This window comes from Pseudoalteromonas sp. QJM3NY_22 (assembly GCF_056173065.1).
In genome coordinates, this window is record NZ_CM149655.1 from 4,384,018 (window position 1) to 4,405,137 (window position 21,120).

Here is a 21,120-nt window from a genome sequence, read left to right on the forward strand (position 1 = left end):
CCTATTAAAGCTCAGCTACAAGTTTTTCAACAATGTCGCTGTGCGCGGCTTCATTGATTTCGCGCTCTAGAATCTTCTGTGCGCCGATAACCGCTAAAGTAGCAACTTGCTTACGCAGTTCTTCTTTAACACGGTTACGCTCGGCTTCAATTTCAGAATGACCTTGAGCAATGATGTTTTCGCGCTCTTCGTGACCACGAGATGTCTCTTCGTCTACGATTTGCGTTGCACGCTTTTTAGCTTGCTCGATGATATCAGCGGCTTGTGACTTTGCTTCTTTAAGACCTGCAGTTGCTTTTTTACGAGCAAGTTCTAAATCTTTTTCAGCTTGGTCTGAGGCGGCTAAACCATCTTCAATTTTTTTCTGGCGAGCTTCAATCGCACCGTTTAATGGTGGCCACACAAACTTCATGCAGAACCAAACGAATACGATAAATGCTATTAATTCGCCGAGTAGAGTAAGGTTTAAACTCACAACCACTCCTCCTTAGTCAAATGTTGATCGCGGAAAAAAGTGTTTTTTCTCAATATTAAAGTGCGAACAACATGTATAGACCGATACCAACACCGATCATAGCGATAGCATCGATAAGACCCGCTACGATGAACATTTTAACTTGTAGTTGTGGTGCAAGCTCAGGTTGACGAGCAGCAGACTCAAGGAATTTACCACCTAAGTTACCAAAACCGATAGCAGTACCTAAAGCACCAAAACCGATTAGCAACGCTACAGCGATATATTTAAGACCTAGTACGATTTCCATTGTTTTCTCCGATTAATTTTCAAAGTTTAAAGTTTAAGTAAAAAAATCTTTATTGAACTGGCATCAATTAGTGGTCAGTTGACGCCATGCTCAGGTATACAATTGTTAGCATCATGAAGATAAATGCTTGCAATACGATTACGAGAATGTGGAATACAGCCCATATAAAGTGCAGTGGTAATTGGAATAAACCAATAGCTGCAATCAGGATGAAGATCAACTCACCTGCATATAGGTTACCAAATAAACGTAGTGCCAACGAAATTGGCTTAGCAAACAATGTTACTAACTCTAATAACAAGTTTACTGGAATAAATAGCGCTTGAATCACTGGGTTTTTAACATTAAACGGTTGTAATGTAAGTTCTTTTACAAAACCCATTACACCTTTAACACGAATTGAGTAAAAAATGATAAGTGCAAATACACCTAAACCCATCGCAAGCGTTAGGTTAAGGTCAGTAGTTGGTACCACTTTCATGTACGTATGAGATTTACCCGCAGCAATAACATCCATTGACTCGCCGTTTATAAGCGCAGCAAGTGTAGGTAAAAAATCAACTGGGATTAAATCCATTAAGTTCATCAAAAATACCCATACAAAAATTGTAAGGGCAAGTGGGGCAATCAGTTTACTCTTACCATGAAAAGTATCTTTCACGTTAGAGTCTACGAATTCTACGACCATCTCGATAAAGCACTGCATTTTCCCCGGAACACCAAGCGTTGCTTTATTAGCTGCGCGCTTGAAAATCCAAAGGAAAATCAATCCTAAACCGATAGACCATGCGAGGGTATCGACATTAAGTACCATCCACCAATTGTTAGGGTCGTCGGTTAGACGCACCTGACCATTAGTTAAATGGTGCTTGATGTAACCCGTTAGAGTTAGCTCTTCACCTGCAGCCATGTTATATCCCAAAAGTTAATGATTAAAAAAAACTGGCGCGAACAATCCAACGAACATCACTAATATAAAACTACAAAAAAATGGCAACAACATTACCGGATAAAGTTTAAATATAAGTGCGAACAAAAAAATTGTTAGCAAAAATTTTAATCCGTTGCCACGTTTAAACGAGGCAAACACTTGTTTTGCTTTACTTGCACCCATATATCTGAATGCGTAAGTAGCAAATACAAAGTTAGGAAGTATCGTCACAGCACCACCAGCTAACGCTGACAGACTGGCATCAACTCCCCAACCAACAAAAATAATTACGGCAGCAACTAATGCTACTAAACCCTGAAGACAAATTAATTTAAATGCGGCAAGCCTATAAGGGCCTGCTAACTTATTAGTCACGTTTAGTTAACCTTTATGACATTCTAATTGCTAGGGCGTGAAAACTGGCGAAATTATACTTAATCCTGCCAGTTTTGCAACTTGAGTAGACGGTTTGTAACACAAAATAGCTACAAATGTCCCTTATTGGACATGTAGAAAACTAATGCTGAGTATTGTCTTGATTGATACGGTTTAAAATGCCGTCAAGTTCATCTAGATTCGTGTACGAAATAACCAGATTACCTTTGCCTTTTTTGTTATAGTTTATTTCTACTTTAGCACCAAGGTTTTCAGCGAGTTGTTGCTCTAACTGCTTAACATCTGGATCTTTCTCGGTTACTTCTTTGGCAGGTACAGGTTCTAAAATTGAGCGTACTAGCTTTTCTGTTTCGCGAACAGTGAGCGCCTTAGCTACGGCTAAACGAGCAGCATCTGATTGCGCTTCGCCTTCAAGGGCTAACAAGCAACGGGCATGACCCATTTCAATATCGCCATGTTCCAACAGAATTTTCACATCACTGTTTAGATTATTTAAACGAAGTAAGTTCGTTACTGTAGTGCGTGATTTACCAACGGCGTCTGCCACTTGCTGATGTGTTAGTTCAAACTCATTTAGCAAACGATTTAACGCAACCGCTTCTTCCATGGCATTTAAGTCTTCACGCTGAATGTTTTCTATCAGCGCTATAGCAACCGCAGCTTCATCCGGCACATCTTTAATAATACAAGGTACTGTTTCAAGCTTCGCTATCTGTGCTGCGCGCCAACGACGCTCACCCGCTATAATCTCAAAGCTATTATGTGCAATAGGGCGCACAACAATAGGTTGAATAATACCTTGTGAGCGAATAGAACTAGCAAGCTCTTCTAGCGCCTCTTCAGACATGTCTTTACGAGGTTGGTATTTACCAGAGTGTAAAAACTCTATTGGAAGTTTTTGTAATTCACTATTATTTGGCCCAGCTGCATTTTTTACAACTTCAGTCACGTTTGATGTGTCTTGTTCCTTGCTTGCGCTCGGTGCAGGCTTTGACGAACTTAAAAGTGCATCGAGTCCTCGGCCTAAACCTCGTTTTTTAGCAGACATGTTATTTTTTTACCTCAAAGTTAGGCGACAACGGACGCTGTTTTTTCTTTTCTGCGTAACATTTCACCAGCGAGTGCTAAATACGCTTTAGCGCCACTTGATGCCCGGTCATAATACATAGCTGGAGCACCAAAACTAGGTGCTTCAGCTAAGCGAACATTACGTGGGATCACCGTACGGTATACTTTATCGCCAAAATGTTGTTTTAATTGTTCTGATACATCATTTGCCAAACGGTTACGCGGGTCATACATAGTACGAAGTATGCCTTCAATTTGTAAACTCGGATTCACTAATCTAGCAAGCTGCGTAATCGTATCCATTAATGCGGTTAACCCTTCAAGTGCATAATATTCACACTGCATTGGTACCAAAATAGAATCAGCCGCAGCCATAGCATTAACAGTTAACATATTTAAAGAAGGCGGACAGTCTATAAAAATAAATTCGTACTGGTCCTGAATTTTTTCAAGTGCGTTACGTAAACGCACCTCACGGGCAAATAATTCCATGAGTTTAACTTCTGCAGCGGTTACATCACCGTTTGCAGCAATCATATGGTATTCGCCAGACGTTTCTTTGATGATAACGTCTTTTATAGGTTTATCTTCAATAAGTAAGTCGTAAATAGTTGGCACATCGCCGTACTTATCTACGCCACTCCCCATAGTCGCATTACCTTGCGGATCGAGATCAATTAACAGCACTTTACGTTTCGTTGCAGCCATAGACGCAGCGAGGTTAACAGCGGTTGTAGTTTTACCCACCCCACCTTTTTGATTTGCTAATGCGATGACTTTTGCCACAGTGTCTCTGATCCCTAGTCTTTAGAAAGAATAATTAAATGTCGTTGTGCATCTAACTTAGGCACTTCTAATGCAATTTTTTGCTCAAACTTAACGCCTGCGGGTAATGACTCTAGCTCTTCGCTAGGGAACACGCCTTTAAGTGCTATAAATTTACCCGAATGATCAATTAAGTGCGAACACCAGTCAACCATATCTTGTAATGAAGCAAATGCACGACTGAGTACGCCGTCTAATTTAACACTTGGTTGATATTCTTCAACTCTTGACTGCACAGGGGTGACGTTATCAAGTCCAAGTTCATGTTTAACATGCATTAAAAATCGCACACGTTTACCTAAACTATCTAATAGCACAAAATGTGTATTTGGTAATGCAATTGCCAACACGATACCCGGTAAGCCAGGGCCTGTACCTACATCAATATAATGATGCCCGGGTAAATGAGGCGCAACAACTAAACTGTCCATAATATGCTTAATCATCATTTCTTCAGGTAAACGTACTGAAGTTAAGTTATAAGCTTTATTCCACTTATTTAATAACTCAACGTAACGGACTAGCTGTTGCTGTTGTTTTTCTGTTAGCGCAATATCAGTTTGCGCTAACAATGTAGTTAATTGTTGCTGTAACACTATGTACCCTTATAGTTACGCAGATTTGCGTAATAAGCCTTGCTTCTTCAGATACACCAATAATAGCGAAATCGCCGCAGGGGTGATACCAGAAATACGCGATGCTTGACCAATCGTGTCAGGACGTGACTCAATAAGCTTAGCAACTACCTCATTTGATAAACCAGATACGGTTTTGTAATCAAACTCTTTTGGTAAAATTGTTTGCTCATGACGAAGCTGTTTATTGATTTCATCTTGTTGGCGCGCAATATAACCTGCGTACTTAGTATGGATCTCAACTTGCTCGAGTGCTGCTTTATTTGTGAATTCAGATCCCAATCCGTCAATAGCCATCAGATCGTTGTAACGAATTTCCGGACGGCGAAGTAATTCTTCCAAGCTTGCTTCACGCGTAAGCGGGGTTTTAAGTAATGCGTTTACTTGATCTACAACGGCATGATCTTTGTGGATCCATGTATCTTTAATGCGTTGTTTCTCTTTTTCGATTACTTCCATTTTTTCGTTAAATGCCTGCCAGCGTTCGTCATTAACTAAACCAAGCTCACGGCCTTTTTCAGTTAAACGAATATCAGCATTATCTTCACGAAGTAATAAACGATATTCAGCACGGCTGGTAAACATACGGTAGGGTTCTTTTGTACCCAGTGTTGCTAAGTCGTCGATTAATACACCAACATAAGCTTCATCACGACGTGGTGTCCAAGAATCTTTGCCTTGCACTTTTAGCGCAGCATTCATACCTGCAATTAAGCCTTGTGCACCTGCTTCTTCATAGCCGGTAGTACCGTTAATTTGACCCGCGAAAAATAAGCCTTCAATAAATTTAGTTTCTAAAGACTGTTTTAAATCACGTGGATCAAAGTAGTCATATTCTATTGCATAACCTGGTCGACAAATATGTGCATTTTCAAAACCAGAAATAGATTGCACAATCTCAAGTTGTACATCAAACGGTAAACTAGTCGAAATACCATTTGGATATAATTCGTATGATGTTAAACCTTCAGGCTCAACAAATATTTGATGTTTATCTTTATCTGCAAAACGAACAATTTTATCTTCAATTGAAGGGCAGTAGCGAGGACCAATACCTTCAACAACACCTGAGTACATAGGTGAGCGATGTAGGTTTTTACGAATAACATCATGTGTTTTTTCGTTTGTGTAAGTGATGTAACACGGTATCTGTTGTGGGTGATCTGATTGTTTACCCATAAACGAAAACACAGGTGTTGGTGTATCACCAGGCTGTGCTTCCATTTTTGTAAAATCAACAGTACGTGCATCAATACGTGGCGGTGTACCTGTTTTTAAACGATCAACTCTAAATGGATGTTCACGTAAGCGATCAGCTAAAGCGATTGAAGGAGGATCGCCTGCACGGCCGCCTTTGTAATTTTCTAACCCTATATGGATTAAGCCACCTAAAAAAGTACCCACGGTTAAAACAACACTTGGTGCACTAAAACGCAAACCCATTTGAGTTACTACGCCAGTAACACGATCGTTTTCAACAATAAGATCATCACACGATTGTTGAAAAATTTTAAGATTATCTTGATTTTGCAATGTTGTTTGAATAGCCGCTTTGTACAAGGCGCGATCTGCTTGTGCTCGAGTTGCACGAACAGCAGGTCCTTTTGAAGAATTTAGTGTACGAAATTGGATCCCGCCTTTATCAATGGCCTGTGCCATTGCACCACCAAGCGCGTCAATTTCTTTTACCAAATGACCTTTGCCTATCCCACCAATTGCTGGGTTACAAGACATTTGACCAAGGGTATCCATATTGTGAGTCAGTAGCAGGGTATTCATCCCCATACGGGCAGCTGCTAATGCGGCTTCAGTGCCAGCATGTCCACCACCTACTACGATAACGTCAAAATTTTCGTGAAAAATCATTAATGGGATCCTACTTAAATCAAACCGGTAAACTTCAAAAGGGAGCGTATTCTACCTAGAAATTGGCAGAAGATAAATGATTAAACAGTGGGCAAGATCTAAGTATGTGATCTCTAATAATATAAAGGATCTTTTAAAGAGATCTTTTATTACTATTACTACTACTGATCGACTTTTCTGTTGATAAGGTTTAGATCTTTATTAAAAACATCAAATTAGATCAGATCTAAAGGTGTTAATATGATCGGATCATCCCGCAAATAAGCTCTGATCAAAAAGGCACTTTATGCACAGGGCTGAATAAGTTAGATCTTATCCCATGGATAAGCATGCTTTAAAAAGCAGTTTATTCAATCTTTATCCACAAAATCTATTAAATTATTAGTAAATTGTGGGTAACTTTATATGTAACTTTTTACTTTATCTCTCTATTTTAAGCCTGTTTTGGTTATCCAAGAGTCTAACCATGCTAATGCGGTGTCCTCTGGTAGTGCTTCATCGAGAATATTAAGCTCTAAGCGTTCTGCTACTTTTATAGCGCCTTTTTGAGCTAATAAGGCATCTATATTACGTCCAGCTTGGTTGTAAGTGTCATAACTGGTATCACCTAAAGCGATTACTGAGTATTTTAATTGAGATAAATCATTAGCTTGTGTCACATCTTCAACAAAGCTAATAAAGTTTTCAGGGTAATCACCTGCGCCATAAGTAGATGTGCAAATTAACCAAATGGTATTTTGCTGATCAATATCGCTAAATTCAGGTTGATCATGTAGTTGTGTAGTAATACCAAGGTTATTTAGCGCGTCGCTTAGTTGCTCTGCAACATACTCGGCTGATCCCATTTGGCTGCCAACAATAAGATTTACTGAACTCATGAATATTAGTGATCACATTTGTTTTAATTGCTGACTATGATAACTGAGTGAGGGTAACAGTAAAGTTAAGAGTGCCATTTTGTATAACTATTTTTGCAGCAATTTTACGCTCATTCAAAAGTGTTTCTTTAACTTGTTGATAATATAGGGTTTAACAAATTATCTTTAAATGTAATCTTCTGATCAAGTTGTTGATAACAGTGGGGAAAGCTCTGCTTAAGTAGGCTCATTAGGTTGTTTTATATCCGCTAAGTTATTGATATTTCTAATCAGTAAAAAGTTGAAATAGTAATTTATATATTAAAAGTAGATGTTGATCATAATGTGGATATAAAGCCTGTTGATAACCTCAAATTTAGATCTAAAATAAATTTTTAAAATGATCTAATACAGCAGATCTAATGAAATTAATTAAAAATAAGCTCATAAACGGATAAATATTAATAAATAGTGAGGTTTTTTCAGCTTATTTACCTGTTTTTGGTATTTGTTTGATCAAAAAAGCTGGCATTGTGGATAAGTGATCGAGGTTTTTTAAATTTAATGTAGGTTCATAGCTTAGTTCTTAAGGAACACAGACCGTGTGACTTCCTATCTTAAAACGGCAAATATCATTGTTTTTCTCAATGCTTTGCCGCTTACAATTTACCGCTAGTAGCTCAAATACACGATGTATCTTATGGCTGCACCGTGTTTGTTCTATGCAATCCAGAATATCATCCAACCAAAGATAACTGCACTTACTCGCTCTAAATGTCGAGATCGCACACTTAAACATACCCGCTGCACTATGGCAGATAAAACGCTTGATAAGTGTTTGCAGTATGCTCAGCCAAACCAATGATTCGGCAATATGAGGATCTCGTGTGATGAACCCTTTAAGGTTATTCCATGACTTTAGTTCTTTGAAAAACAACTCAATTTGCCAACGAGTTGCATATATATCGAGTAGTTCGTCAAAGCTAAACTGTGCCTCTTTTAAATTAGTAACAAGGAAAACGGGGCGCTTTTCATTCGGTAAATAGATAAGCCTGTACTCGGGCCCATTTTTCTTCCAACGTACTGTTAATTCAAGTGGTTGGCTTGCGAATTTATCGAGTAACGTTTTGATTTTAATGTTCTTTTCTTTAAGTTCTATACCCGCGCAATAAGCTGATGTAACGATTGGGTTAATGTTTTTATTTGCTCTGATCAAAAAATATCCGCCATCTTGAGCTACTTGCTCAAAGTAATCTAAGTCAAAATACCCAGCATCAGCAAGTAATAACGTATCTTCAAGTGTGTGGCTACCTGGTAAAAAGGCGCGCTCAGTTTCAACATCAGGACGAATATCTATTTCGCAGGGTTGTTCATTAAATAGGTCATAGGTAACGTGCAACTCAATTGCGGCAGGACTTACAGCAGTAAAACGACCAGCAAAAACCTGCGCTAATTCATCATGTAGAGCAAATGAAGAACCATCTTGCAATAACACTCGCTGTATTCCTCGCTGGGTAAAAAAGGTTTTATCCAGCGTGTTTACAGTCAATTTAGACATCGCTTGAATAACGAGCTCACGGACAAGCTCAGTCAAGGCTGGTTTTCGAATTTGATTATGAAAGGGTTTATAACTTATCGTGCAATCAGCCTGCGTTCGCAAGTTTTGATGGATATCTGACAAGTTAGCGTCTTGCAGGCAAGATAAGCTTTTAAATACGGCTTTGAGCAGAGAAACGATCGACAGGCAACGGTGTCGAACTTGAAATCCAGAGGTTTTTGCAAGCTCAATGAGGTGTTTTTCTGAGATAAGGGCTTTTAATTGGTTTGAAACTTGGTTAATCTGCATGTGAACTCTGTTTTTAGTCATGTTTTTATTGGCGTAACTATTTGATCATTAACAGAGTTCAACTTCAAGTTTTCTTAAGATCCAACCTATGAATGTAGGTTTAGAGTCGTTATTTTTATATATTTTGCTGGTGGATTAGTAGATCAAAATTAACTGTTGAGCTTTTTATTTAAATAATCACAGTGATCATCAAATCATATATTTAAAAAGTAAGCTTTTTAGAGCATTAACCAGTGTTTTTTAGCTCTTTAATTGAGCAAAAAACATCATTCTTTGCGTGTATGAGGTGTGTTTTAGTGCATTTTTGTGGGCTAAAGTAAGTATAAGAAAGCCATTTATAACTAATTTTTGTATGAAGTATAACGCTTTAAAAGTGTGTTATTGTTTGAAAAATGTATCGGTTTTGTATTAATAATAGGGGTAATTTACGCTATTAATGCCGCTAAAGAGTATATTCCACATTGTTTAATCTACGAAATCAGACCTCTCTTAGCACGTAACAAAGGTAGCTTTGAATATGATTTATCGACTGTAACTCTCAGGTATTAGACGTATAAATAGCATATTTTAAAGCCTAATTTTTTATATGAAAAAGAGCACCTGAGTGCTCTTTATAATAAGAATATGCTTGTAATAAGGTGTTTATTTACCAATACAATAAGTGAAAAATCCAATAAAAACATTAGGTTTATGTTTTTATCAGACATTGATCAGACCAATTTCAAAAATTTCGATTTAATTTAAACGCTTAATTCTCTTTAATTTGATAAAATAACATCTCAACTTTGAGGTGTATATGAATCTAAAAATCAAACGGTTAGACCATCACGGTATTGTTTCAGGTGTTATAGAAGACTTAAAAATTGTCAGCCTTTTAGATCAATACTTACCTCAAGACGATAAACAAGAAATCACCCCCGGTGAAGCTGTAAAAGGCATGATCATGAATGGACTCGGTTTTGCCAATCGACCTTTATCACTCAGCCCTCAATTTTTTACTAACTTGCCTCTTGAACATTTATTTCGTGAAGGGGTTCAAGCATCACATTTTAATCGTCACAAACTTGGTAGAACTCTCGATCAATGCTTCGAGTTTGGCTGTGAAAGCTTATTTTCATTAGTCTCCGGACAAGCATGTGAAATAGAACAAGTTGATAAAACCTTTGAATCACTTGATACAACGAGTCACTCACTGACAGGTGAATATGCTTTTGATGATGGAGATAGTGATGAAAACGTCATTAAAATTACTCATGGCTATAGCAAGGCTCACCGTCCTGATTTAAAACAAGTCGTACAAGAAATCATTGTTAGCCAAGATGGTGGGATCCCGCTTGCATGTAAAAACTGGGATGGTAACAGCGCAGACACCGCTATTTTTAAAGCGCGAAGTAAGGCGCTTGTTGACGAGTTCAAAAAAAGCCAAGCTCCTAAATACCTTGTGGCAGACTGTAAACTTTATCATAAAAGTAATGCTGAGTTTTTAACCAAAATTCAATTTCTCACGCTAGTACCTTCAACAATTTCTCTTGAAAAATCCTCTATAAGTACAGCCATAGCAGCCAACCAATGGGTTAATATTGATGATAACTATCAATATGTTGTTGAAGAGATTGAGCATATGGGGATAAAGCAAAGATGGATGATTATTTATTCAAAAGCAGCTAATAGCCGAGCACAAAAAAGCATTGTTCGACAAGTTGAGCGAGCACACACAGGCATCAAAAAAGACCTCTTCCATTTACAAGCTCAACGTTTCGCTTGTCAAACTGACGCACAACGCGCATTAGATAAATTAGCGAAAAAGATGAAGCATCATCAAATAGCGACTCAGCAATTTATTAAGCATAAAGTCTATGAAGGTAAAGGGCGACCTAAAAAAGATGCGCCAGTAAAAAATATTGAATGGCAAATCACGGCAGAAATTGAAGAAAACGAAAGCGCAATAAAACAGATTGTAGAACAAAAGTCATGCTTCGTATTAGCAACGAATATTGATAAAGAAGCCCTTTCACCAGTAGGTTTACTTAAGCATTACAAAGCACAATCTGAAGTAGAAAAAGGGTTTAGGTTTTTAAAAGACCCCTTGTTTTTTGTTTCATCATTATTTATCAAAAAGCCAAGTAGAATAGATGCTCTGTTGATGGTGATGACACTTTCATTGTTAGTTTATTCAATCGCGCAAAGACGAATGAGAGCGAATATGAAAAAAGAAAAAGCCACGATAGCGAATCAAATCAATAAAGAAATATCTAACCCAACATTACGTTGGGTCTTTCAGTGTTTTGAGGGAATTAATCTACTCCAGCAAGGCGACAAAATCAGCTTGGATGGTTTTGATGAGTTCAGGGAAAAGATAATAAGGCTCATTGGTGGACATGCGTTGCATTTATATAAAATCCAAAAAGTTGCCTAGGGGTCTGATCAATGCCTGTTTTATGGTGGGTCTGTAGTGGCCCACTTTCGCATTAGAAAATATCGTGCAAGTAAACTAAAGGAAACTAAATAGGGTGCAGTGCTGACATACCTCTCTTACCGTGAACCAGAAACACACTTTTTTTCATCTTTATTATAGATCCTAACTCTCGTTTGAATTTACAGCTTTTAATATGGCTACTCGCTATTTCGTGGTGTTTAATGTAGAAATCTAGTCCATCAGTTGAGCACAACCAGAGAAAATGAGTATGAGTTGCTGAATTCATTAAATCATCGTAAAGTTCTTGAGACATCCATCTTAACAGTTCGGTTATTTTAGAATATATGGACTTCCCAGCTTTCACTAGACAGTTTTTAATTCAGAATAATACGCTTCTTCAAACTTAGCAGGTGAAACACCGCCTGTATGTGAGTGGCGCTTTTTTGGATTGTAAAACATTTCTATAAAATTGAATATCTCACCTTTCGCATCTTCGCGTGTCGAGTATATCTTACGCTTAACTATTCGCTTTTTAATTGTCGCAAAAAAGCTTTCTGCAACCGCATTATCATGACAGTTCCCCGCGCGACTCATTGAAGGCACAAGATTGTGTTCTTTCATAAATGCGAGATAGTCTGCGCTACCGTATTGACTACCTTGATCACTATGCACCATTACCTCAGCCTTCGGTTGACGTTGATATACAGCCATCAACAATGCGTTTATAACAAGGTGTTTGTCCATATTTTTATCCATCGACCAACCCACAATACGCCTAGAGAATAAGTCCATTACTGTTGCCACATATAAAAAACCTTCATAAGTTCTTATGTAAGTTATGTCGCTCACCCATGATTGATTCGGCGCAGGTGGGTTAAATTGACGCGCTAATAAGTTATCTGCAATCCGCGATGTCTTACCGCCTTTAATATGGCGACGCTTATATCCAATTTGCGCTTTAAGCTTATGTTGTCGCATGATCTTAGCGACACGATTTACGCTGCATTGCTCACCGGCTTCACGCAAGTCTGCATGTATCCAAGGGCTACCATACGTGCCGCCACTGGCTACATAAAACGCTTTAATGAGCTTCAACAAGCGATTATCTTCAAGCGCTCTATTGCTTAAAGGCTTTTTTAACCACGCATAAAAACCACTGCGATGCAGTTTAAAAAGGCGGCACATCGTTGTGATAGAAAATTCATCTTGGTGATCACGAATGAAGCCGTACTTTACTCGGGGTTGCTGGCAAAGTACCTTGCGGCCTTTTTTAAAATATCCCGTTCCTCCGTGACACGTTTCAATTGTGCCTCTAATTTAGCGATCTTCAATTTTTCATCGGATGATTGAACGGATTTAGGTTTATCTGATAACTGACTCCGCCAGTGATATAACGTTTTGGTACAAATATCTAATCGTTCAGCGACTTCAGCAACTGAATATCCACGCTCAGTAATTTGTTTAACAGCCGCTTCTTTAAACTCTTGGGTATAACGTTTGCCTTTGCTCATAAAACACCTCTTATTAGAAGTTACAATGTAACTTATTGGGTGTCTAGCAAACTATGGGAAGTCCAATATGATTCTCAGGCGATGGATACTTTCACTTGGACCTGAGCTTGGTGGATGTAACACAGCTCTATTAGAGCTTTGTGTAGGAGGGGTTTCATCTAATATTCTTGGCGTTTTCCAAAGTGGTTCATGGTGAGCTATTCTATTACGGATATCTCTTACCAATTCTAAACGATACGTCAATCTTTTCTGCTGAGTTACAACATTCCATTGGCTACTGTTAGAAGCTCTATGTTTAGGGAATATATGAGCTAGTACGTTTCCCCATTGAATATTAGGGTTCTTATCAATAAGGGATGACCAGAAACCAAAATGTAGACTTGATACTACATCATCGGGTGAAGGGCGATCTCTTCCTAACAGAGGGGTCTTGCTACGATAATGATGAGTAGTGGTATGTATCTTAGACAGCGATTTAGTTTCGAGTAACCCAGCTTCGTACCAGTTGCATGACGTTGCTGTACCTATTGTGCTTGTAATTGAGGTATTCCAATTTCTTGGATTGCCAATACAGCGATCTACAATTATTTTTTGTGGATTATACAAATGATTACTTAGGCTTACATGCATACGGTTTCTCAAAGTAATTTCTATTTGAGTTATGACATTAAATAACGCCTTACTTATAGCGTCGTTCCATAGATAGCAGTTGTAAACCTCATCATCAGATAATTGATTCCCAAAGTAACGTTTATACGCATTTATTCTAGGCTGAGATAAGGAATCAAAAACAATGGTTAGGTTATTTGGCCTCAATTTATTCTCACATCCTTTAGAAAACTATGTTTTAAACATTATCATAAATTAAAAATAACAGTTGACAAAAATGTTGTAATTGACCAGAATTTACCTCGTAAGCGTTTGTAGCGGTAACTTATAAACCACCTCTAATAGCAGGTTTGTAGGGCTGCAAACAGCAAAGTATCTTGAGAAGGCTGCCTTATGGCAGCCTTTTTCATTTCCTTAAACTTATACTCGCCTTTCTATTTAGGTTTTCAGCCGTTTTTTTGATGAATTTACTTTCGCTTATATCACCTTTTATCTTGTTACCAAGAAGCCATTGATCAAGCTCTAACCTATCGAAAAAGATCTTTTTACCATTAGGTTTTGCATGAGGAATAATGCCTTCATGGGTTAGTTTATAGATGTAGCTTTTTGCCATACCTGTATAAAGTGCGCATTCGTCAACTGTTAATGCGGCTTTGTTGCATAAGTGACTTTTCAAGATCATCTCTTCAATTGTATTTCGGATATCTGGTAATTCGTCATTCTTACGTAATGCATCACTTATATCATTTTTCATGGTCTACTCTCTAAAATCTTTGGGAAAACGGGAATGTTGGGAAAATCAAATTAATTCATAACTTTAAGTTGGGAAATAAACTTGGGAAAGTGCTTCATCTAAAGCTAGATCTGCTACTATTTGTTGTGGTAGCACTTTAAAGTAGCGACCACCAGGTGGCCCACCTGCGATTACTTTCTTGAATGTTCCTCGACCTTCACGACTTTCCAACCAATGATTTTTACACATTAGTTTAATCGTATGAGAAATATCAGTTCTATAACTAACCTTTAAGCCTTCCATAAATGCATCACGAGTTACGAACCAAGCAAGCTGACCATCTTTTTCTATTGCGTAGCCGAAGTTATCACCCAAAAACTTACCTTCAGGTAATAATTTCCGTCGCCAAAGTTTTAATGCAGCTGGTAATTGTTTTATCAACTTGTCATCTTCTGAGTCACTAGAAGAGCCACGTATCTCGAGCCAAGCATCAAATGCTTCTTTTGCACTTTTTTCAGCAAGGCCTTTAGGCCAAGGCATAAGCCCAGCTGAAGCTGCTAACTCACCACTCACGCCATGTAACGCAAATCTTTTTGCTGCTTCAATAACCTGATTGCCATTATTTTCTTTTGTTATTTCCCAATGGGTTAACATCGCTTTGATATTGCGATTTAAAAGAGTAGGGAGATCATCAATAGTGCTTAAGTACTCAACCCATTGTGGCATGACAGTGCCGTGATTTTCGTTAACGGCTTTCCAAATAGATTCAGAGAAGTCATTCATGTTGTTATGACCATAAAGATCGTCATAAGCACCATGTTGCCTTTGGGCTGGTACTTCTAAGAAACGGATTTCTTGACCTGCTTTTACGCCTTTATGTATTGATGAAAGTTTTTCTTCAAGTCCCATTTCACCGGTACTTAAAAAGATAAGTCGCCACTTTTTTCGCTGGCTTTGGGACCCATCTTTATTACTGCGTGATTTTGACATTCCATTAGCTATTGTATAAATGGACTGATCGACGACCTCAGGGTCTACCTGATGCAGTTCATCTAAGCAAAGCAGTAAGTTATTGTGTTCTACCGCTATTGCTTCTAACCCATTAGCGGTGCTTCTCCATGCATAATAGAAGTCAGTACCTGAGTACAAGCTTGCAGCCATGATTAAGATCGTTGTTTTAGATACTTTGGACTTACCAAACAGGTGAACACCACAACTGGGCCAATTTAACCAATGAAGCAGGGGGGCACACAAGCCTGTGCAAACAGTAAATGCAAGTAATGGGTTATTAATACAAAGAGTACCAACCTCTTTCTGCCAACTAGATAAGGTACCTGCGGAACTTAAAAAATCAGCTTCTTTTGTGCCTGAGTAAATAACTTGCTCTGCTCCATTACTTACGCACCAACTGGGTGTAACAAAGCTATTATTAAGCCAGCCTGTTTGAGTCGCGCTCTTATATCGTTTTTCTGGCCTTGCTTGAATCAGGTAAGATGTTATTGGGTCCCATATACCTTTACGACTTGAAAGTGCAAGGCCTGTATCTACAAGCAATTCTTTTAACACCTTACCTTGATCATTAATAATGTGGCGTCGTGGTATTAGCTTGCGTATGCAAATACCGTCTAAGTTTTTCCACTCAACAAGCAAGCCGTAGTCTCGAGTACTATTACCTCCTCTTGAAATGCCAAGCACTTGAATTGGGCCACACAAGAACCTTGGTTCTGAATCGGCTGTTGGGGTGTAAAATAAACCTGTTTCTCTAAGCTCAAACATAATAAAGCTCCTTTACTTTGATTTCTTTTAGTTTCGTTTGGAGTTATTTGAGCAGGAAATTTCATGGGATGCTGGGAAAAACTAGGGGGAATTTCAGTGGGTTTTTCAGCCCTTTAAAAATGCGGTGTTGACATTATGGGTACGACTTTTTTACATAAAATTGGCGTAAAAATGACGTTTTTGAACGTAAAAAATTAGGCATGCCTAATTTTTTCGCTAGAAATATTGGATATCAGTCGAATTTATTGAGGTTGTCGCGATTAAAATGAAATAGCAAAGCAAAAAATATCACCAACGTTGGAACCATGGCGCATCCTGTAAGTAAAGGAGCCATTGCTATATTTTCCCCTCTTTAATTGCTTCAAATAGATCATGCTTCAGTTTGTCGTAGTGGCGAGTAGCGCGAATAGCTAGTACCATTAACACCCACATCTGAAACCATTCATAGTCAGTCATAAGAACACCTTAATGTCTTGTATTACCCAAGTAGATATTACCTTCCCAATTGCAAAGCTCTAAAATCCAGTTACTAATTTTCAACCGTTTAGCTGGGTTAAGGCCTGTGAAAGGAAAGAAAATCTGAGCACTACGCCTTTTGAACGTTGAAAAGGGTTCTAGTCGAATATCCCAAATATCGCCATGTTCATTCATAACATCAAATGCAAACGCTTTTTGTGTGTTTAAAGCAATGAACATCTCTTCTTCCGTTTCATTGCAAAGGTTTACCTCTAAACCTAGTGGCTCACATTCGTCCTCAATACCAGCTAAGCGAATCTTTAACTCATCGTATACAGGCTTAAATGGCCAAAGCTCTTTATTTGTCATTATTTCCCCTTTTAAAATTAGGCATGCCTAATTTACAGATAAGTATCGTAGAGCTCGCCACGAGCCTGAGCATCCTCAGCCTCTGCACGAGTCATATGCTCGCCATCAGCGATAATATTTCCCATACCATCATCTAGTTTATCTAGTTGTTCGCTTTCATTTTTGGCTGTTTCGCTGCAACTGAAAAATGTACTTGCTACGAAAAAAGCTACAACAACTAATATTCCCAAAAAGCCTTCGAATCCCATTTCTACCTCCAAAGAAATTAGGCATGCCTAATCTGATCGATTCATTGTCTTATTTTTAGTTAAGCCAATAAATCCTTTTAAATCAATATGGAGGATGTCTCACACGTTAAAATTTGAAACACTAAAAACAATAACTTTCATGTGGTTATAGTAAATTATTCAAAACCTATACTTTTACTTTTTTCAAAAAATAAGAATAAACAACTAGCTTTTTGCTCAATAATTGCCATCCTATTAATGCTTAACTTATAAGCGTTAATTTTTAAATCAATCTGATGGAGTAGAATTATGGCTGTTAAACATGTGCCAACTGGAATTGTTCACAAAGGAAGTAAAGGTGGAACAACAGGATGTGGTTTTGATACTAAAAAGGAAGCTACCCATTGGGTAGACTCTCACTCTAAAATCAACTGCGATAAAAACGGTTGTAAAAACTGAGGGTTAGTAGAGCAATAAACTAGGGCGATGTTAGTGTATTCGCCCATTCAAAATTAGGCATGCCTAATTTTAACTTCCCAAGTAAGCATAGGTTATCTTTAAACGTTCATGACCTAACTCTTGGCTAATTTGTTCACGGACTTTGGTATCGTGCTCATAATCGGTTGGCGAGAGCTCTCTTCTATGCGGGCCACCGTCGGCAGGGCATTTCCAGCCTGTAAGCTCTAAATAACGCTCCCTTGCGTAATGATGACGCAGTCCGTGATTTTTATTTAATCCAACTCGAATTGTTTCGCGGTCGTACTGTTCCATTTGTGACTTATAGTTTTTGTCAGGTTCGATAAGTGCGCCTTTAGTAACGGCACCAATATCACGAATAAGCTGTTGTTGAGACTCTTTTAAAATCGGAATTTTGCGGTATTTGCCACCCTTAGCCCATGAGCCTGCATATTCTCCCCAGCTTTGATCACCCAATGGCACTAACTTTGATCACTTATTCTCATTAAGCTTTGATCACGAAAATCACTCTATAATGATCACTTTTGTGTTCTTAATGATTTTGCCGATCAAAGCTTAATGCCACTCGTAACCGAGTTCACGTTTTATCATTTTTGTAGGTATGTTAAACCGTTATCTAAATCATTTGATGAGGATAACAATAATGTCAACAAGACCTATATCTATGAGTAAATTACATGCTATTTTACGGCTGAAATATTCAGCAAAATTATCCCATCGAGAGATTGCTAGAAGCTTAAATATCTCCCCTGGCACTGTGGCTAATTACGTTAAAAAGGCCAATGAGTTAGGGTTAAACCAATGGCCGTTACCTGAAGATAAACAACACGGTACTTTTCTTAATACAAAAATCAGGGACTTCTCAACCCGTCAAAAAAGATACCCAACACCTGACTGGCTCACCATCAATAAGGATTTAAAGCAGCACAAACATTTGACGTTGCAGTTAGTCTTCGATGAATTGTGTGAGAAAGTCGGTGAGCCTTATTACAGCTATAGCCACTTCTGCCGCGCCTACCGGCAATGGTTAGGAAAACAACGGTTGTCGATGCGTCAGCATCATAAAGGCGGTGAAAAGCTGTTTGTGGATTATTGTGGCCCTACGCTGACCATCACGTGCCCTACAACACAGGAAACACGACCTGCTCAAGTGTTTGTTGCCGTGCTCGGCGCATCAAATTATACCTATGCTGAGGCAACGTATAGTCAACAACTTGAAGATTGGGTGATGAGTCATGCCCGTTGCTTTGCATTTTTAGGCGGTGTTCCAGAGCTTGTTATTCCCGACAACTTAAAAAGCGCCGTTAGTAAACCCTGTCGCTACGAGCCTGATTTAAACCCCACGTATCATCAATTAGCCGAGTATTTTAATGTCGCTGTCATACCGGCTAGACCTTATAAACCCAAAGATAAATCGAAGGCTGAAGTCGGTGTACAAATTGTTGAGCGTTGGATCATGGCACGTCTACGCAAGCAAACCTTCTACAGCTTAGCGCATCTAAATCAAGAAATAGCAAAGCTACTTGATGTAATGAACAATAAGGTCATGAAGCAATATCAACAGTCACGTAAACAGCTATTTGAGATGGTGGATAAAAGCGCATTAAAGCCATTGCCTGAAAAGCCCTATCACTATACACAAATCAAAACGGTGCGAGTACACATTGATTATCATGTTGAAATAGAAAAACATTATTACAGTGTGCCGTATCAGTGGGTTAAGAAACAATTACGCGCACACATAACCAATCAGCTAGTACAGCTTTATCATGACGATACCTTAATCGCACAGCATCCGCGCTCACATCGTTTAGGAGGGCATACAACACAGTCTCATCATATGCCTCTGGCGCATCAAAAACAGCATGAGCAGTCACCGATAAATTTACGCTCATGGGCATTAAGTATCGGGGAGTATACTCACCAAGTTATTGAGTTACAGCTCAGTGGACGGCGTCACCCCGAGCACGCTTATCGCGCCTGTTTAGGGGTGTTAAGTTTAGCTAAAACTTATTCAAAAGAACGGCTTGATCAAGCGTGTTATCGCGCAATCATAATGAATACGACAACACTCAAATCAATAAAGCAGATGCTGAAGAAAGGGTTGGATCAACAACCGTTACCCACACAGCAAACAGAGCCAGAAAAGCCAATAAAGCATGACAACATACGCGGCACACAGTATTACCATTAAGGAAATGAATCATGATAGACACCATTAACCAACAACTTCAACTACTCAAGTTATCCGGTATAAAACACGCATTAAAGCAGCAGCTTGAGCAGCCTAACTTATACCAAGAGCAAAGCTTTATAGAGCGCATCAGTTTATTGCTAACACATGAAATTGACACGCGTGAGCAAAGAAAAATCGACCGGCTCGTGCGACACGCTAAATTCCGCTTACCGGCTCAGTTAAATCAGCTGATTTACTCACCGGCACGTAATATAGAAAAAGCACAGATACGTAACTTAAGCCAAAATAGCTGGCTGAACTTACATCAAAATATCTTAATCACCGGGGCAACAGGCTGTGGAAAAACATACCTCGCATGTGCCTTAGGGCATGAGCACTGCCTACAAGGAAAAAGCGTTTACTATATTCGATTAAAAGAACTACTTGAAAGCCTGTTTCTAGCACAAGCAGATGGTAGTTACCGGAAATTACTGGCGAAGTTAATAAAGTATGATCTACTGATCTTAGACGACTGGGGGCTTGAACCACTGAGTGCACAGCAACGAGGTGACTTACTCGAATTAATCGATGCGCGGTATGGGTATAAATCACACATAATTATAAGTCAGCTCCCGCAGGAAAACTGGCATGAGATGATTGGAGAATCAACCCATGCTGACGCCATTTTAGATAGGCTAATTCATGGTTCGATTAAGTTGAATTTAAAAGGAGAATCGATACGAAAACAGTTAAATAAATTGACTGATGATGATCAGTTAAGCTAATTTAAAAATGGCTCTACAAAATGATAAATCAGGTGATCAAAGCTGATGAGAATCGGTGATCAAAGTCATGAGAATACGCACTCTTGGAATGCCGTAATCATCATTGCTGCGTGAACAGATATTAGGTTTACCTATTTTTTCGGCAATCCAACGCAGTGCGGCCATTCTGTTTTTAATCGTTTTTGGTGCTAAACCTTCATCTTGCCATCGCGTTACAAGGTGATTGATATGTTTAGTTTTTAGACCTGATGGATCTCTTAATCGATAACCATGGCTAAGTAGCTGTACTGCTGCAAGGTTTAAAACTTTGCTTCGTGTAGCTCTAGTGCTAAAGCTACTTTCTCGGTGTGTGACGTTCACCATTTGATGAAGTCGATATCCTAATTGGCTCATTTCA

At 38.7% G+C, this 21,120-nt stretch carries 22 protein-coding genes; 4 read left to right on the forward strand and 18 right to left on the reverse strand.

All coding sequences use genetic code 11. From position 1 onward, the window contains the following. Positions 1 to 4: 4 nt before the first annotated feature. The 10 genes from atpF to AC0VZ4_RS20200 all read right to left on the reverse strand — a co-directional run bounded on the left by atpF (position 5) and on the right by AC0VZ4_RS20200 (position 9,188). Positions 5 to 475, reverse strand: a complete 471-nt coding sequence (gene atpF, locus AC0VZ4_RS20155; protein WP_475440551.1) for a F0F1 ATP synthase subunit B — start codon at positions 473 to 475, stop codon at positions 5 to 7. Positions 476 to 530: 55 nt separating this feature from the next. Beyond that, complete coding sequence (gene atpE, locus AC0VZ4_RS20160; protein ID WP_009838908.1) at positions 531 to 764, reverse strand: F0F1 ATP synthase subunit C; 234 nt, start codon at positions 762 to 764, stop codon at positions 531 to 533. A gap of 67 nt (positions 765 to 831) precedes the next feature. After that, positions 832 to 1,674: a F0F1 ATP synthase subunit A gene (gene atpB, locus AC0VZ4_RS20165; protein WP_475440552.1), complete on the reverse strand. Its 843-nt coding sequence runs from the start codon at positions 1,672 to 1,674 to the stop codon at positions 832 to 834. A 15-nt stretch (positions 1,675 to 1,689) separates the two neighbouring features. Continuing rightward, complete coding sequence (locus AC0VZ4_RS20170; RefSeq protein ID WP_475440553.1) at positions 1,690 to 2,070, reverse strand: ATP synthase subunit I; 381 nt, start codon at positions 2,068 to 2,070, stop codon at positions 1,690 to 1,692. 142 nt (positions 2,071 to 2,212) lie between these two features. Beyond that, positions 2,213 to 3,139 (reverse strand): ParB/RepB/Spo0J family partition protein, encoded by a 927-nt coding sequence (locus AC0VZ4_RS20175; RefSeq protein ID WP_475440554.1) that lies wholly within the window; start codon positions 3,137 to 3,139, stop codon positions 2,213 to 2,215. A gap of 20 nt (positions 3,140 to 3,159) precedes the next feature. Beyond that, the gene (locus AC0VZ4_RS20180) at positions 3,160 to 3,945 is read right to left on the reverse strand and encodes a ParA family protein (protein ID WP_475440555.1); all 786 of its coding nucleotides are present in this window, start codon (positions 3,943 to 3,945) and stop codon (positions 3,160 to 3,162) included. Between the two features lie 14 nt (positions 3,946 to 3,959). Continuing rightward, positions 3,960 to 4,580, reverse strand: coding sequence for a 16S rRNA (guanine(527)-N(7))-methyltransferase RsmG (rsmG, locus tag AC0VZ4_RS20185; RefSeq protein ID WP_007377658.1), 621 nt, complete (start codon positions 4,578 to 4,580; stop codon positions 3,960 to 3,962). A 15-nt stretch (positions 4,581 to 4,595) separates the two neighbouring features. Then, positions 4,596 to 6,485 (reverse strand): tRNA uridine-5-carboxymethylaminomethyl(34) synthesis enzyme MnmG, encoded by a 1,890-nt coding sequence (mnmG, locus tag AC0VZ4_RS20190; protein ID WP_475440556.1) that lies wholly within the window; start codon positions 6,483 to 6,485, stop codon positions 4,596 to 4,598. 428 nt (positions 6,486 to 6,913) lie between these two features. Continuing rightward, positions 6,914 to 7,363 carry an FMN-binding protein MioC gene (mioC, locus tag AC0VZ4_RS20195; protein WP_007377656.1) on the reverse strand — a complete coding sequence of 150 codons (450 nt, stop codon included), beginning with the start codon at positions 7,361 to 7,363 and terminating at the stop codon, positions 6,914 to 6,916. A 565-nt stretch (positions 7,364 to 7,928) separates the two neighbouring features. Next, positions 7,929 to 9,188, reverse strand: coding sequence for an IS4 family transposase (locus tag AC0VZ4_RS20200; RefSeq protein WP_337119945.1), 1,260 nt, complete (start codon positions 9,186 to 9,188; stop codon positions 7,929 to 7,931). A 796-nt stretch (positions 9,189 to 9,984) separates the two neighbouring features. On the opposite strand from AC0VZ4_RS20200, the gene AC0VZ4_RS20205 reads away from it, so the two are divergent. Continuing rightward, entirely contained in the window at positions 9,985 to 11,604 is a 1,620-nt protein-coding gene (locus AC0VZ4_RS20205) for an IS1634 family transposase (protein WP_475439728.1), read from the forward strand. Positions 11,605 to 11,967: 363 nt separating this feature from the next. Here AC0VZ4_RS20205 and AC0VZ4_RS20210 read toward each other — a convergent pair. The 6 genes from AC0VZ4_RS20210 to AC0VZ4_RS20235 all read right to left on the reverse strand — a co-directional run bounded on the left by AC0VZ4_RS20210 (position 11,968) and on the right by AC0VZ4_RS20235 (position 17,306). Further along, a protein-coding gene (locus AC0VZ4_RS20210) for an IS3 family transposase (RefSeq protein WP_475440557.1) occupies positions 11,968 to 13,115 on the reverse strand; the annotation gives its coding sequence in 2 pieces (ribosomal slippage) (positions 11,968 to 12,878 and positions 12,878 to 13,115; 1,149 coding nt in all). Between the two features lie 51 nt (positions 13,116 to 13,166). After that, complete coding sequence (locus AC0VZ4_RS20215; RefSeq protein ID WP_475440558.1) at positions 13,167 to 13,931, reverse strand: Abi family protein; 765 nt, start codon at positions 13,929 to 13,931, stop codon at positions 13,167 to 13,169. Between the two features lie 199 nt (positions 13,932 to 14,130). Next, positions 14,131 to 14,478, reverse strand: a complete 348-nt coding sequence (locus tag AC0VZ4_RS20220) for an excisionase family DNA-binding protein (RefSeq protein ID WP_475440559.1) — start codon at positions 14,476 to 14,478, stop codon at positions 14,131 to 14,133. A gap of 63 nt (positions 14,479 to 14,541) precedes the next feature. After that, positions 14,542 to 16,233 carry a DUF927 domain-containing protein gene (locus AC0VZ4_RS20225; RefSeq protein WP_475440560.1) on the reverse strand — a complete coding sequence of 564 codons (1,692 nt, stop codon included), beginning with the start codon at positions 16,231 to 16,233 and terminating at the stop codon, positions 14,542 to 14,544. A 465-nt stretch (positions 16,234 to 16,698) separates the two neighbouring features. Beyond that, positions 16,699 to 17,058, reverse strand: a complete 360-nt coding sequence (locus AC0VZ4_RS20230) for a hypothetical protein (RefSeq protein ID WP_372762260.1) — start codon at positions 17,056 to 17,058, stop codon at positions 16,699 to 16,701. 32 nt (positions 17,059 to 17,090) lie between these two features. Beyond that, positions 17,091 to 17,306 (reverse strand): hypothetical protein, encoded by a 216-nt coding sequence (locus tag AC0VZ4_RS20235; RefSeq protein WP_475440561.1) that lies wholly within the window; start codon positions 17,304 to 17,306, stop codon positions 17,091 to 17,093. A 288-nt stretch (positions 17,307 to 17,594) separates the two neighbouring features. On the opposite strand from AC0VZ4_RS20235, the gene AC0VZ4_RS20240 reads away from it, so the two are divergent. After that, the gene (locus AC0VZ4_RS20240; RefSeq protein WP_006793968.1) at positions 17,595 to 17,744 is read left to right on the forward strand and encodes a hypothetical protein; all 150 of its coding nucleotides are present in this window, start codon (positions 17,595 to 17,597) and stop codon (positions 17,742 to 17,744) included. Positions 17,745 to 17,813: 69 nt separating this feature from the next. On the opposite strand, the gene AC0VZ4_RS20245 is transcribed toward AC0VZ4_RS20240, so the two are convergent. Then, positions 17,814 to 18,218 (reverse strand): hypothetical protein, encoded by a 405-nt coding sequence (locus AC0VZ4_RS20245; RefSeq protein ID WP_475440562.1) that lies wholly within the window; start codon positions 18,216 to 18,218, stop codon positions 17,814 to 17,816. A gap of 187 nt (positions 18,219 to 18,405) precedes the next feature. Between AC0VZ4_RS20245 and istA the strand changes: the two genes are divergently transcribed. Further along, positions 18,406 to 19,956 (forward strand): IS21 family transposase, encoded by a 1,551-nt coding sequence (gene istA / locus AC0VZ4_RS20250; protein ID WP_475439695.1) that lies wholly within the window; start codon positions 18,406 to 18,408, stop codon positions 19,954 to 19,956. A gap of 11 nt (positions 19,957 to 19,967) precedes the next feature. Next, positions 19,968 to 20,723 (forward strand): IS21-like element helper ATPase IstB, encoded by a 756-nt coding sequence (gene istB, locus AC0VZ4_RS20255; protein WP_290210805.1) that lies wholly within the window; start codon positions 19,968 to 19,970, stop codon positions 20,721 to 20,723. A 36-nt stretch (positions 20,724 to 20,759) separates the two neighbouring features. Here the strand turns inward: istB and AC0VZ4_RS20260 are convergent, their stop codons facing one another. Then, positions 20,760 to 21,116: a phage integrase N-terminal domain-containing protein gene (locus AC0VZ4_RS20260; protein WP_475440563.1), complete on the reverse strand. Its 357-nt coding sequence runs from the start codon at positions 21,114 to 21,116 to the stop codon at positions 20,760 to 20,762. Positions 21,117 to 21,120: the final 4 nt, after the last annotated feature.

What these genes read in the sequence shown, in the direction of transcription:
- atpE (WP_009838908.1), bottom strand. Translation starts at nt 764, where the DNA reads ATGGAAATCGTACTAGGTCTTAAATATATCGCTGTAGCGTTGCTAATC.
- atpB (WP_475440552.1), bottom strand. Translation starts at nt 1,674, where the DNA reads ATGGCTGCAGGTGAAGAGCTAACTCTAACGGGTTACATCAAGCACCAT.
- AC0VZ4_RS20175 (WP_475440554.1), bottom strand. Translation starts at nt 3,139, where the DNA reads ATGTCTGCTAAAAAACGAGGTTTAGGCCGAGGACTCGATGCACTTTTA.
- mnmG (WP_475440556.1), bottom strand. Translation starts at nt 6,485, where the DNA reads ATGATTTTTCACGAAAATTTTGACGTTATCGTAGTAGGTGGTGGACAT.
- mioC (WP_007377656.1), bottom strand. Translation starts at nt 7,363, where the DNA reads ATGAGTTCAGTAAATCTTATTGTTGGCAGCCAAATGGGATCAGCCGAG.
- AC0VZ4_RS20200 (WP_337119945.1), bottom strand. Translation starts at nt 9,188, where the DNA reads ATGCAGATTAACCAAGTTTCAAACCAATTAAAAGCCCTTATCTCAGAA.
- AC0VZ4_RS20205 (WP_475439728.1), top strand. Translation starts at nt 9,985, where the DNA reads ATGAATCTAAAAATCAAACGGTTAGACCATCACGGTATTGTTTCAGGT.
- AC0VZ4_RS20220 (WP_475440559.1), bottom strand. Translation starts at nt 14,478, where the DNA reads ATGAAAAATGATATAAGTGATGCATTACGTAAGAATGACGAATTACCA.
- AC0VZ4_RS20225 (WP_475440560.1), bottom strand. Translation starts at nt 16,233, where the DNA reads ATGTTTGAGCTTAGAGAAACAGGTTTATTTTACACCCCAACAGCCGAT.
- AC0VZ4_RS20230 (WP_372762260.1), bottom strand. Translation starts at nt 17,058, where the DNA reads ATGACAAATAAAGAGCTTTGGCCATTTAAGCCTGTATACGATGAGTTA.
- AC0VZ4_RS20235 (WP_475440561.1), bottom strand. Translation starts at nt 17,306, where the DNA reads ATGGGATTCGAAGGCTTTTTGGGAATATTAGTTGTTGTAGCTTTTTTC.
- AC0VZ4_RS20240 (WP_006793968.1), top strand. Translation starts at nt 17,595, where the DNA reads ATGGCTGTTAAACATGTGCCAACTGGAATTGTTCACAAAGGAAGTAAA.
- istA (WP_475439695.1), top strand. Translation starts at nt 18,406, where the DNA reads ATGTCAACAAGACCTATATCTATGAGTAAATTACATGCTATTTTACGG.
- istB (WP_290210805.1), top strand. Translation starts at nt 19,968, where the DNA reads ATGATAGACACCATTAACCAACAACTTCAACTACTCAAGTTATCCGGT.
- AC0VZ4_RS20260 (WP_475440563.1), bottom strand. Translation starts at nt 21,116, where the DNA reads ATGAGCCAATTAGGATATCGACTTCATCAAATGGTGAACGTCACACAC.